This is a genomic window from Pseudomonadota bacterium (assembly GCA_039028935.1).
In the GTDB taxonomy this organism is placed as follows: domain Bacteria; phylum Pseudomonadota; class Gammaproteobacteria; order Steroidobacterales; family SZUA-146; genus SZUA-146.
On record JBCCHD010000002.1, the window covers coordinates 171136 to 182965 of the forward strand.

General features: G+C 57.2%; 12 protein-coding genes. 5 read left to right on the forward strand and 7 right to left on the reverse strand.

From position 1 onward, the window contains the following. Positions 1-292 precede the first annotated feature (292 nt). Positions 293-1573 (reverse strand): acetyl-CoA C-acetyltransferase, encoded by a 1281-nt coding sequence (locus AAF465_01885; protein ID MEM7081474.1) that lies wholly within the window; start codon positions 1571-1573, stop codon positions 293-295. A gap of 198 nt (positions 1574-1771) precedes the next feature. On the opposite strand from AAF465_01885, the gene AAF465_01890 reads away from it, so the two are divergent. From AAF465_01890 to AAF465_01900, 3 genes are read left to right on the forward strand one after another with little or no spacing between them, the layout of a single operon-like run. After that, a complete protein-coding gene (locus tag AAF465_01890; protein ID MEM7081475.1) occupies positions 1772-3148 on the forward strand; it encodes an MATE family efflux transporter in 1377 nt (458 codons plus the stop codon). A gap of 28 nt (positions 3149-3176) precedes the next feature. Further along, positions 3177-3668, forward strand: a complete 492-nt coding sequence (locus AAF465_01895) for an LEA type 2 family protein (GenBank protein MEM7081476.1) — start codon at positions 3177-3179, stop codon at positions 3666-3668. Between the two features lies 1 nt (position 3669). Further along, entirely contained in the window at positions 3670-4044 is a 375-nt protein-coding gene (locus AAF465_01900) for a hypothetical protein (GenBank protein MEM7081477.1), read from the forward strand. Between the two features lie 188 nt (positions 4045-4232). Here AAF465_01900 and AAF465_01905 read toward each other — a convergent pair whose 3' ends face one another. The 4 genes from AAF465_01905 to AAF465_01920 form a co-directional block, all read right to left on the reverse strand. Next, complete coding sequence (locus tag AAF465_01905; protein MEM7081478.1) at positions 4233-6314, reverse strand: ATP-binding protein; 2082 nt, start codon at positions 6312-6314, stop codon at positions 4233-4235. 88 nt (positions 6315-6402) lie between these two features. Continuing rightward, on the reverse strand, positions 6403-7101 hold the full coding sequence (gene pdsR / locus AAF465_01910; GenBank protein MEM7081479.1) for a proteobacterial dedicated sortase system response regulator: 699 nt from the start codon (positions 7099-7101) through the stop codon (positions 6403-6405). Between the two features lie 371 nt (positions 7102-7472). Continuing rightward, complete coding sequence (locus AAF465_01915) at positions 7473-8780, reverse strand: MATE family efflux transporter (GenBank protein MEM7081480.1); 1308 nt, start codon at positions 8778-8780, stop codon at positions 7473-7475. A gap of 200 nt (positions 8781-8980) precedes the next feature. Beyond that, positions 8981-9403 carry a glutaredoxin family protein gene (locus AAF465_01920; GenBank protein ID MEM7081481.1) on the reverse strand — a complete coding sequence of 141 codons (423 nt, stop codon included), beginning with the start codon at positions 9401-9403 and terminating at the stop codon, positions 8981-8983. 182 nt (positions 9404-9585) lie between these two features. Here AAF465_01920 and AAF465_01925 point away from each other — a divergent pair, with 182 nt between their 5' ends. Continuing rightward, the gene (locus AAF465_01925) at positions 9586-10257 is read left to right on the forward strand and encodes an OmpA family protein (protein MEM7081482.1); all 672 of its coding nucleotides are present in this window, start codon (positions 9586-9588) and stop codon (positions 10255-10257) included. A 238-nt stretch (positions 10258-10495) separates the two neighbouring features. Further along, a complete protein-coding gene (locus tag AAF465_01930) occupies positions 10496-11245 on the forward strand; it encodes a DUF3108 domain-containing protein (protein ID MEM7081483.1) in 750 nt (249 codons plus the stop codon). Positions 11246-11320: 75 nt separating this feature from the next. Here the strand turns inward: AAF465_01930 and ykgO are convergent, their stop codons facing one another. Both ykgO and AAF465_01940 read right to left on the reverse strand, forming a co-directional pair. Then, positions 11321-11461 carry a type B 50S ribosomal protein L36 gene (gene ykgO / locus AAF465_01935; GenBank protein ID MEM7081484.1) on the reverse strand — a complete coding sequence of 47 codons (141 nt, stop codon included), beginning with the start codon at positions 11459-11461 and terminating at the stop codon, positions 11321-11323. Further along, positions 11458-11718, reverse strand: a complete 261-nt coding sequence (locus AAF465_01940) for a type B 50S ribosomal protein L31 (protein MEM7081485.1) — start codon at positions 11716-11718, stop codon at positions 11458-11460. The genes ykgO and AAF465_01940 overlap by 4 nt, the downstream gene beginning before the upstream one ends. Positions 11719-11830: the final 112 nt, after the last annotated feature.

Sequence of the window (11830 nt, forward strand, 5' to 3'; positions counted from 1 at the left end):
TGCTGGAGGAGGCAAGCGACGAGTCTAAGCATTATGCTGACGCGTTGCACAATAACGGGGTGGTCAGTCGTCCCTTAAAACGCACCCGACCGCGCATCGCTGACCCGGTTTGTGCCATTCATAAAGTGCCTTGGCACCGCCTAGGGCCATCGGAATGTGTTCATCGAGCGTCCACTCGGCGAAAACGCTGCGCGTCGATCTGTCGGTGGCGCGTGGCCGCGATTGACCCCGGATGACATGGGCACGGCCTTTGCCATCAGAGGAGGGTTTCGGCACGGAGCGCCGGGCAGAACTACCGTTCCACGATGGCCGTTACGCCCATGCCGCCCGCGGTACAGATTGAGATGAGCGCTCGACCCGAACCTTTTTGTTCAAGCAGCTTGGCGGTGGTTGCCAAGATACGTGCGCCCGTCGCGGCAAACGGGTGACCGACCGCCAGGCTGCTGCCGTTAACGTTGAGCTTGTTAGGATCGATGCTGCCCATGGCTTCGTCGCGACCCAGTTTTTCGCGACAGAAACGCTCCGATTCCCAGGCCCGCAAGGTGCACAACACTTGTGCGGCAAACGCTTCATGGATTTCATAGAAGTCAAAGTCCTGCAGCGAGAGGTTGGCGGCTTTGAGCATTTCGGACACCGCGTAAGCGGGCGCCATGAGCAGTCCTTCCGATTCGATGAAATCCACAGCGGCCACCCGGCCGTGCGTCAGATAGGCTTGCACGGGCAAGTCGCGGTCCTGCGCCCATTGTTCCGACGCCAGCAGCACAGCCGCAGCACCGTCTGTGAGCGGTGTGCTATTGCCTGCGGTCAGCGTGCCGTGACCACTTTTTTTATCAAACGCGGGGCGCAATTTACCGAGCGACTCCATCGACGAGTCGCGGCGAAGATTGTTGTCGGTGGATACCCCTCTAAACGGCACCACCAGATCGGAGAAAAATCCAGAGTCGTACGCGGCCGCCGCTTTTTGATGGCTGGCGAGCGCCAGCGCATCTTGATCTTCGCGCGAAATGTTCCATTGCCTGGCCATCAGTTCGGTGCTTTCGCCCATTGAGAGTCCGGTGCGCGGTTCATTCACACTCGGCGTTTCAGGTTTCAAATGGGAAGGCCGAAAGCCCAGCGCCGCCTTGGCGCGGTCGGTGACAGAGCGAGAGCGAAAAATATCCATCAGCACCGCACGGTACTCTTTGGGGTACACAATGGGGGCGTCGCTCACGGTGTCCGTACCGGCGGCCAAGCCGGAATTGATTTGTCCAAGTGCGATTTTGCTGCCGACTAAAATCGCCGCTTCCAGCGACGTGCCACAGGCTCGCTGAATATCAAACGCCGGCGTGTTGGCATGCAGCCCGCTACCGAGCACCGATTCGCGCGCTAAGTTCCAGTCTTTCGAGTGTTTGAGCACCGCACCGCTGGCCACATCGCCCAGCGTTTCGCCGCGCAAGTTAAAGCGATGGACGACGCCAGCGATCGCCGCCGTCAGCATGTCTTGATTGGCCGCGGATTTGTATTGGGTGTGCGACCGACAAAACGGAATGCGGCTGCCGCCAATGATGGCAACCTTACGCAAATTAACTTTCATGTGGTGCTCCTCAATTGTGATTCGGCGGTGCCGGATTTGGGTGCTCAAATTGGACGTAGGTTGGTGTGTCCGGTTCGCGTCACGGGCCGATGTTTGTCGCGGTGTCCTGGTCGTCTATTTCGAGTGCGTAACCAGGGGGTCTGCTTAATTTCCAAGCGTGCTAGAGTCCCCTATCATAGCAATTTCCCGGACCTTTCAGTGACCCTCCTTTCGCAACGCGCCCGATTTTTCAATGAAAGCAAAGCGCTCTTTGTGCTCGGCTGGCCGTTGATTGTGAACAACGTGATTATCGGTCTAACCACGTTCATCGATTTCATCATGGCGGGTCGTTTGGGGACCCTCGACCTTGGGGCTGTCAGTGTGGCCAGTACGCTGTGGTCGTTCGTGTTCTTGGCGGGAATGGGCGTCATGATGGCCCTCAATCCCATCGCGGCACAGCTACACGGTGCCAATCGGCCGACCAACATCGGCGAAGCGGGCAGACAGGGGCTGTGGTTGTCGCTGCTCATCGCCCTGATTATTTTTGTCGCGATTCGGTACGCCAGTGCACCGTTCATGCGACTCATTGGTATTGAGGAGCCGCTCATTCCACTCGCTACCGGCTACCTGCAGGCACTGGCGTTTGGCAGCTTTGCTATTTTCGCTTTCCTCGGCCTGCGGTTCATCAGTGAGGGCATTGGCCACACGAAGCCGATCATGATGGTGGCGATCATCGGACTGATTACCAATGCAACCGGTAACTATGTGCTGATGTTTGGCAATTTTGGGGCGCCGCGCTTAGGGTTGGTTGGCTGTGGTGTGGCCACAGCGGTGTCGATGTGGGTAAGTCTGCTGTTTATGTTGACCTACATGCACCTGCGTAAGCGGGTCTATGCGCCGCTCGAGTTGTTTCGCCATTTCGACTGGCCAAATGGCGCACGTATTCGCGAGTTTCTCAGGGTGGGATTGCCGATCGGCGGCAGCGTCACCGCCGAGGTGGGGTTGTTCAGCGCGGCGGGCCTGATTATGGGCACACTGAGCGCAACCGAAGCTGCCGCACATGCGGTGGCGATCAACTACGCGGCGACTATGTTCATGGTGCCGCTGGGGTTGCATTCGGCCCTGATGATCCGCGTCGGGCAGAACGTAGGATCGGGCCATGTGTCGGATGCGCGCTATGCCGGCTGGGTGGGGATTTGTTTGTGTGGCGCGTTTATGACCGTATCGGCCCTCGTGCTCATGGTCTTTCGCACACCGATTACCTCGCTGTATGTCGATGATCCGGCCGTGCGGGCAGTGGCGGCGCAGCTATTATTACTCGCGATGATTTTCCAGATAACCGATGGAATTCAGGTGGGTGCTGCGGGCGCGGTGCGCGGTTTTAAAGATACGACGGTTCCCATGTACATCAATATCTTCGCGTTTTGGGTGGTGGGCTTTCCAATTGCCTGGTATGCCGGCACTCAGCTCGGTTTCCGGGGTGAGGGGGTATGGGGCGGCCTTGCTGTGGGTCTGACCGTCGCGGCAATTTTGTTATGCTGGCGTTTTCACCATATCAGCCGCTCCGCTCAGTCGGCCGTCCATTCCCCGGTTTGAGCGTCGCCACATTCTTTAGGAGAGTGTCATGAATCTAGCCCGTGTTGGTCACCTTGTGCTGTTTACGCTGGTGTTGTTTGGACTCTCCGCATGCAGCGGTGTCAACACGCTGCGCCAAATTGTTGATCCGCCCAAAGTCAGCCTGGCGAATGTGGAGTTGTTGAGTGCGGGACTGCTCGAGCAGCGCTATCGCCTGAGTCTGCGCGTGCAAAATCCGAACGGCGTGGCCATTCCGATTAACGGCCTGGATTACGCGGTAAATATCGGCGGCGCTGAGTTTGCCAAAGGCGTCAGCGCCAGTGCGTTCTCGCTGCCGGCCAAAGGTGAAGACGTGGTTGAGATCGATGTCTCGACCAACCTGCTGGAGTCGGCGCGTCATCTTTACACGCTGTTTAAAAATGGCAAAGACAACGTGGACTACAACCTCAGCGGTAATATCAACGTTGACCTCCCGTTTATTAATTCGCTGCCATTCTCCCGCTCGGGCGTGGTGGATTTGAGTAACCTCAACGTTCGCTAATATGCGTGTTGTTGCCGGAATGCTAGCCGGCGCCTTGCTGGCCTTAACGGCCTGCGGGCCGTCGGCGCCTGAGCGCCATGACTATCAGATTGTGGTTCAGGGCTCGGCCACGCCCGTGCCGGTCAAGTTTGCCGGCAGTTATACCTGCGATAATCCCGGCGCGGAACAGGTGGTGGATATTTCGGGTGCCGGCACAACGACACATTCGTTCTCCTGTCAAACGTTGCGCCACGTGCGTATTCAGCGCGTGATCGGTCAGGGGTTGATCAGCGTTATCGTCTATGAAGACGGCGAAGTGGTGTTCTCCACCATTCCTTCCTCAGACGACACGCCCATTGTGTATGTTCATGGCTTGGAGTCGTCATCGGCAAATTGAATCGGTTATGCCGGGCGTTGACAATCTCAACCCCTCGACGTTGAGTTGTTCATTAAACAGGTTATTATCCCGACAAATCGCCTGACCAATCGGTGGCGGTGTTATCGATTCGGTTCAATCGAGTGTTGTCGATCGCCTCAATGCGTCGGTCTGGGCGACCCAAGCGTTCCAATGCCGGATTCGATTGACTAGGACGGCCGCCGTGGACCGGGGTTCGGCAACACAATCATAAACTCTACGCCGCTGCCGTCCGGCAGATTGCGGGCGCTGATCTGTCCGCTGTGCAGCGTGGTGACCAGTCGGGCGATGAACAAACCAAAGCCCAGGTGTGCGCCGTCGCTGCCGCTCTCGCGAACGGAAATCAGTGAGTCGAATAACCGTGCATGCATTTGCGCGGGAAGCTCAGGACCCTCGTTGGCGACACGCAGCGTGTAGTTGCGCGGATAGCGTTCGAGGCTAAAGGAGATGGCGCCGCCGGGTGGGGTAAAGTCGACCGCATTTTCCACCAGCTTATCCATCATCTGCGCGAGAAGATCGCCCACGCAATAATATCGGCATGGGTCGTCCGGCACGCTGACATCAATCACGTGCGACTCATAGGTGTCTTGATAACCCTGCGCCATGTCGTTGACGAAGCCGGATAAGTTGACGTAGTCGAACTCCGCCGTTTCGATACTCTGCTCGACACGGCTCGCTGCGCTCATGGCGCTGACGATGTGACGAAGACGGGCGACACCGGCGGCAGCGCGCTGTGCGTACACATCCGATTGCTGCGATAGCGACTGAGATTGTAAGTTGTCCAGCGATGACTGCACGACCGCCAGCGGTGTGCGCAGCTCGTGCGACAGTTTACTGGCCAACGAGCGCAGATACTGCGTGTAATCTTTGAGCTGTACGAGCAGGGACTGGAAGCTGCGTGACAGATCGCCGAGTTCATCATCCGCACCAATGCCCGGCAGGTGTGTGGACAGGCGGCCATCGTCGGCCATGGCGTGTTCGGTGGCGTTCCGCAGTCGGCGGATACGCAGGCTGAGCAACGTGGCGAATCCTAAGAGGCCGGTCACGACGAACGCGGTAGAGATAAACGTCACGCTCAAAATGCGCTTTAGCGCGTTGTTCGTCAGCAGCAGCGTGGCGGTGCTGGTTTGCTCGAGCGTCACCGCCCCCACGACTTGGTCGTTATCATAAAGTGGTGCAGCCGCGGAAATCACGGCGTCGGAATCATAGGGAGGCTGATACCAAACGCTGGCGCCGTTCCCATTGAGTGCTTGCTGCACTTCAGGCCCGAGCACCTGTCCTGCCATGGTGCTTTGATTGTCGTACGGCTGTAGTCCCGGGTCGAGCAAGCGACGGTACACCCGATCGAGCAGATTTGGAGAGGGCGCGTCGTTATCTTGGGTATCGGGCAGTTTTCCTCCTTCGGCCAAAATCCAACCGTGTCGATCGAGCACTCGGAGGCGTCGATCGCCCTGACTCAAGTCGGTCACGTTGGCGGTAAGCTCCGGCAGCGGCTGACTGAGCAGCGCGGGCAGCGGATTTAGGTCGTACGGATCAACGGTGCCCAAAAACGGCAATGGATCGAGCGGTGTGGCATCGCCATCGATGACCGCAAAACCAAAGCGCGGTCCGAGCAGTGCTTGAGGAATTTTCAGCTCGACGTTGTACCCCTCAGCGGTGGGTTGCCAGTTGCCTTGGATTTGTGTGGGGTCAATGCTGCCGGCGTTATCCCGATGGAGTGTGGCGCGTAGTACGCCCGGCGCACTGGTTTCGATGACCGCGTGCGTAAAACGTTCGATCGAATCCCAAAACACCAAGCGAATCACATCGTGCACGGGGCCTTTTGCGGCGTCTTTATAAATCACGTAGTCATCAGCAACGCGCAAGAACAGATACAGGTTTTGGCGGTTAGCCGCGAGCGCGAACGTGACGCGCAATGTGCCGTCGGTGGTTTCACCGCCTTCGAGCGTGCGGTATTGCGCCATGTCGAGTGGCCAATCGTCATCGAAGCCGTCGAGCGTGATCGGCGTTGAGACAGGATGGGCGTAGACGTCACTGACTGGATCGGGATCGACATTGAGCGTACTGCGATAGCGATACAGCAGCTGCTGGCGTTCTTGCAAAATGCTGGCGATCGCGTTGGCGCTGTCTTCTAGGCTCGACTGCTGACCTTCGCGCAGTGCTTTTTCAAGCTCGGTCACGTATTCCCAGCCCGCCCAGGGCAGGAACAGCGTGAGCAAACTCACGAGCAGCAGTTGACGGCGAAGACTCATAAGGCGTTAGTGTACGCGTCTCGGCAGCTGGTTGAAAAACCAGTGGGTTCGTCGCCTATGTGCCCGGACGAAAAAATCGCGGTGACGATTAAACCGCGTCGCCCTTCCAGCGGTAGCCCATGCCGTAGACGGTTTCAATGGAATCGAAATCGGTGTCGACGGCCAAGAATTTTTTTCGCAGACGCTTGATGTGTGACGTGATGGTGTTGTCGTCCAATACAACGTTGGCGGCATCCATCAGCTGCTGACGGTTTTTCACGTGGCCAGGAAAGCGAGCCATGGCGTGCACGAGCCAAAACTCAGTAACCGTGAGTGGTATGACTTCACCGCGCCAGCTCACCACCATGCGATCGACGTTAATGCCCAGCGCGCCGCGCTCAATGTTGCTTTCCTCTTTGTCATCATTGAGCAGTGCATCGGTTCGACGAAACAGCGCCACGACCCGCGCGACAAGATGATTGAGCGACAGGTCTTTTGTGAGGTAATCGTCCGCGCCAAGGCGAAGCCCCGAAATGGCGTCTAGCTCGCTGTCGCGTGCGGTGAGAAAGATGATCGGCAGCGAGTCGCTTCGCGCACGCAATTCGCGACACAGTTCAAAGCCGCCTTCGACTTCCGTTCCGAGGTTGATGTCGATAATGACCAGGTCGGGCAGCTTGTGGGTAAAGGCCGCCAGCGCTTGGCTGCGATTACTAAACCCTGATACACGGTAACCGTGGCGCGTAAAGGCATCGACATAGTTTTCACGAATGTCGGGTTGATCTTCCACGATGGCGATATGTTTTTGCATGGTTTAAGTGTCCCACAGGTCGGATCATTTTTCGTCACTATTGTGACGATTTTGATCACGGTGCAAACAACAAATTCGCGTATTCCGCTGGTGAACTGACAGTCGTCTTCACTTACGTGCCACACTGGAGTTGACTTATGTCTCAAGCGTCCCCGACCCTGACTGCCGTTCCATCTGATCGTTTTCGACCGACCAGGCGCCGTTGGGTACCAAAAGGCGTGCTGCTGCTGGCGTGTCTGTTGGTGGTGGGCCTTTTCACTGCGCCGTAATCGAACCGGCGCACGTTGGGGCGCCATGAGCGTGGGGCGTGACGCCATCATGAGTGGTGTTTGCGTTGAGGTGCGTCGGGGCGATCGGCCACAGGTGAGGCGCTATTTCAGCGGTGGTTGCTGGCGCCAGTGCCAATGCATCAGAGCGCCGCGAGCGGCCATGAACAATGTGAAGGCGATCCAAAGGCCGTGATTACCCAATCCACGCAGCCACCACGCGGTGGGAATAAACACCAACAAAAGGCTGGCGAGCATCACGTTGCGCATATCTTTACTGCGCAGAACGCCGACGAACACACCGTCGTATAAGTAACTCCATACCGAGACGAGCGGCAGAACCACAAGATAGGGCAAAAACGTGTAGGCCATGCTGCGCACGGCATCGATGTCGGTCATTATCTGTACGAGTGGTTTGCCGGTCAGTGCAAACACGGCGGTGATGCCGATCGCCACCAATACAGACCATTGACGACTGAGATTGACGGCTTTAAACAAGGCGGCGCGTTGGCCAGCACCAAAGGCTTTTCCCACCAGGGCCTCGGCCGCATTGGCAAAGCCGTCCAAGGCGTACGACGCGAGAATTTGAAAGTTCAACAAGACCGCATTGGCCGCCAAAATTACTGCACCTTGTCGTGCGCCCATCGCCGTGATGAGCACGAACACCGCCTGCAGCGCGAGTGTGCGAATCAGTAAATCGGCGTTGACTCTCATCAGCGATGTGAAACGCGAAAGTATGAGTACGCCTTCGGCTAATTCACCACGCTGGCTAATCGGTAATGTTCGCCACGCGAGCCAGAGTCCCAGACCGCAGCCGGAGTATTCGGCGATTACGCTCGCCAACGCGACGCCGTTGGCGCGCAGGTCATAGTGCAGTACAAACAGCAGATCCAGCGCGATGTTAATCAGGTTGATGGTAAACATGAGGATGAACGGCGTGCGGCCATCCTGTCGCCCGATAAACCAGCCAATGAGCACAATGTTCATTAGTGACGCCGGCGCCGCCCAGATGCGCACTGCGTAGTAGTCGCTGGCGATGAGCGCAATACCCAGCTCGGGATTGATGAGCGCGAGGGAAAACCAACGAATCGGCGCTTGCAGAATGAGCAGCCCGGCGGCAATGACGAGCGCCAGCGTTAAGCCACGCAGTAACACGCGACGCAATTCGGCTTCATCCTGTGCGCCGAGCGCTTGGGCCGCCAACCCGGTCGTGCCCATTCGCAGGAAATTCATGCCAAGGAATAGCACACTGAAGATCGTGGCCCCGACCGCCACGGCCCCCAAATAATCAGGGCTCGGCAAATGACCAACAACGAAGGTATCGACAAGTCCGAGCAGTGGCACGGTAATGTTGGAGAGCACTAACGGGAGTGCGATACGCCACACGGCGCGATGGGTGAAATCGGTGGTCATTGACGGTCGGTTCGTCTCGCGCGGGCAAAGTAAACAGCCATGCCAGGCAGGCCGTGCGGTGTGCACAGATACTGCCCATCACAGGTGTTCAACGCAATGCGCTGTGCCGTTCAACAGGGAGCGGAGGTTAACGCGATTAGCCGTCGAGCAGCCCAGGAACAAGCTGTTCCCGCGCGCCGATTAGCACACCCAAAAAGCCGTCAACGGCAGTCGGCGCACTCCAGCACTTTGCGCAGACGCGAGTAGTTAAAGCCATGAACGACACGATCGCCAACGGTGACGACCGGTACACCTCGCCCCCCAAGACGTTGAAAGTCGCGATTAGCCTGCGCGTTTTGTTCGATGTCCAAGTCCTGATAGGGGATGTTGTGTCGATCGAGTATGCGACGCATTTTTTTGCAGTATCCACACCAGCTCGTGCTGTACATCGTGACGGCGCCGGCTTCGCTTGCGTTGTAGGCGATCGGCTCGCCCAACGTGTCCCGCAATGTGCTGAAGTTAAGCACCACAAAAAACGCGCCGGCGATCACCAGCCAGTGCCACAGTGGTGCGCCGGTTTTCTTGGGCGGAGTGGATGCGTCGCGATCTTCCGCGGTGGGGGGTGGTGTGGGGGTTGGGTCCATTTATTTTCCGAAACACATTGTTTTACAAAGGTATATCTCGATTATCCCTTAAGACCGGTGAGGGGCGCGAGATGTTTCACGAGGTGTGGCAATATCGCCTCACACGATTTCTCGTCCGACGTGTTCTTATTCAGCAACGGTCCGTGAGTGACCGCCCTTTTTCACATAATGGAGATAACAAGATGCGTATTAAACCAACTGGCGTGACCGCACTGGCTGCTGCGCTTGTGTTGAGCATCGGTGGCTGTACCACCATCAACCCGTACACTGGCGATGAGCAAACCGCCAAAGCCACGAAGGGGTCGCTGATCGGCGCGGGCATTGGCGCGCTGGCCGGCATTATTTCCGGTGACGATTCACGGGATCGTCGCAAGCGCGCATTAATCGGTGCGGGTATTGGCGCCTTGGCTGGGGGGTCGATCGGTTACTACATGGATCGTCAGGAAGCGATTTTGCGCCAGGAATTGGCGGATACGGGGATTGTGTTCGAGCGCCAAGGCGACAACATCGTGATGGCTATGCCGGGCAATGTCACGTTCGACGTAAACAAGGCCGACATTCAGCCACAGTTTGTGCCGGTGCTCGATCGCCTGTCACAGGTGTTTAATGAGAACAACCAGACGTTTATCGAGGTGGTTGGTCACACCGACAGCACTGGATCCGATTCGATCAACCAGGCGCTGTCTGAGCGCCGCGCCCAAAGCGTGGTGTCGTACTTCAAAGGCCGCAGCGTCGTGGGTGAGCGTCTTGCTGGATTCGGCCAAAGTTCGGCCTATCCGATCGCGGATAACGCCACCGAAGTCGGGCGCCAGCTCAACCGACGCGTCGAGATCACGCTCGTGCCCATCACTTAAAAACGTCCTTGCGGTATCGCGCCCCTCTCGTCCGCCGGTTCGATGTTGGATCGGCGGACGACTTGGGTCCGCATAATCACCCTGTGATTATTAGAAACGTCGCTGATCAGCGGCGATCATCGGGCAAAAAAGGCAAAAAACCGCATTGAGTCCATGCGATAACAAACGTTGACAGAGGGGTGCTGAACTCCGAATCGGCCGCATTGTCTGAATAGCTGTCTTAGTTGAGAGATGCTTAATGCTTGATTTTGTTACACGTTTTCTAGTTGTGTCGGCGGCCGCCGTTGTCGCCGCTGTGCCGTCGGTGCACGCGGACTTTCAGGCCCACAGCGCCTATTACGATGTGCGCATCAACGTGTTGAAAGGCGCCATGACGACCGAATTGCGCAAGGACGAAGCGGGCTATCGAGGCACCTCTCGTATTAAGCCTCGCGGGCTGGCCCGTTTTGCAACGCGCGGCGAAATTGTCAATCAATCGATTTTTCAGCTGTCTGACCAGGGCGTGCAGCCGCTGGCGTTTACTGGCAGCGATATGATTTCAAAGCGCAAAAAGCAAGCGTCGCTCAATTTCGATTGGGACGCGTTGCGCGTTACCGGACAAGCGGCCCAGAAGAAAAGCGGTAAGCGTATCGAAACGGTGATCGATACCGAAGCGGAAACCGATATGCACGACGCGATATCGCTGCAATATGCCCTCATGCACGATCTGCACAATGACGCACTCAAGGCCCACTACACACTACTCGACGGCAGCGACATCAAGCGCATTAACATAACGCGCCTTGAACCCGCCGCGCTGCGTGTGCCGTATGGTGAGTTTGATGTGGTGCCGGTGCAGCACCAGGTCGAAGGCTCTTCGCGAATCACCACCTTCTGGCTTGCTGAAGAGCTGGGTTATTTGCCGATCAAAATTGAACAGACGCGCAAAGGGAAGCGACTGATGCGCGCAGAACTGGGCAACTACGAATTGATCAATACGGATAAGTAGGCAGGCGGCGAGCATGCTCGGGCGGCCTGCAGAGGCAGGAGTCGGAGCCTTCCATGGCCCGCAATGTCGATACGGTTACCGTTTTTTGGTTCGTCCCTGCACCGCCTTAAAGCGGGGATTCGACTTGCAGATCACATAGAGCCGACCACGGCGCTTGACCACTTGGCAGTCCGGATGGCGTTTTTTGGCGCTTTTAAGCGAACTCATGACTTTCATTCTGTGTCTTCCTTTTTCTTTCGCTTAAAGCGCTTGTTGAACTTGGCGATGCGCCCGTCGAGCTGCGCCACGCGCTGCTTACCGGTATAGAACGGATGCGATGCGCTGGAGACCTCGACCGTCACATACGGGTAGGTTTTGCCTTCATGCTCGGCGGTACGCTCGGTTTTCACCGTTGAGCCGATGACGTAATACAGATCCGCTGTCGTGTCGTGAAACAGCACGTCGCGGTACTCAGGGTGGATGTCGGGTCTCATGCGAGGCGCTCCGGGCCAAAAAATGGAGTGCGATGGTAGTATATTCGTTTTCGGGCGTCCAGCACGGATTGCGGCTTTTCGCGGATTTTCTCGACGTTGGGCAAAACGATCC

Excerpts from the sequence above, each read along its gene's own strand:
- AAF465_01885 (MEM7081474.1), bottom strand. The coding sequence starts at position 1,573 with ATGAAAGTTAATTTGCGTAAGGTTGCCATCATTGGCGGCAGCCGCATT.
- AAF465_01895 (MEM7081476.1), top strand. The coding sequence starts at position 3,177 with ATGAATCTAGCCCGTGTTGGTCACCTTGTGCTGTTTACGCTGGTGTTG.
- AAF465_01900 (MEM7081477.1), top strand. The coding sequence starts at position 3,670 with ATGCGTGTTGTTGCCGGAATGCTAGCCGGCGCCTTGCTGGCCTTAACG.
- AAF465_01905 (MEM7081478.1), bottom strand. The coding sequence starts at position 6,314 with ATGAGTCTTCGCCGTCAACTGCTGCTCGTGAGTTTGCTCACGCTGTTC.
- pdsR (MEM7081479.1), bottom strand. The coding sequence starts at position 7,101 with ATGCAAAAACATATCGCCATCGTGGAAGATCAACCCGACATTCGTGAA.
- AAF465_01915 (MEM7081480.1), bottom strand. The coding sequence starts at position 8,780 with ATGACCACCGATTTCACCCATCGCGCCGTGTGGCGTATCGCACTCCCG.
- AAF465_01920 (MEM7081481.1), bottom strand. The coding sequence starts at position 9,403 with ATGGACCCAACCCCCACACCACCCCCCACCGCGGAAGATCGCGACGCA.
- AAF465_01925 (MEM7081482.1), top strand. The coding sequence starts at position 9,586 with ATGCGTATTAAACCAACTGGCGTGACCGCACTGGCTGCTGCGCTTGTG.
- AAF465_01930 (MEM7081483.1), top strand. The coding sequence starts at position 10,496 with ATGCTTGATTTTGTTACACGTTTTCTAGTTGTGTCGGCGGCCGCCGTT.
- ykgO (MEM7081484.1), bottom strand. The coding sequence starts at position 11,461 with ATGAAAGTCATGAGTTCGCTTAAAAGCGCCAAAAAACGCCATCCGGAC.
- AAF465_01940 (MEM7081485.1), bottom strand. The coding sequence starts at position 11,718 with ATGAGACCCGACATCCACCCTGAGTACCGCGACGTGCTGTTTCACGAC.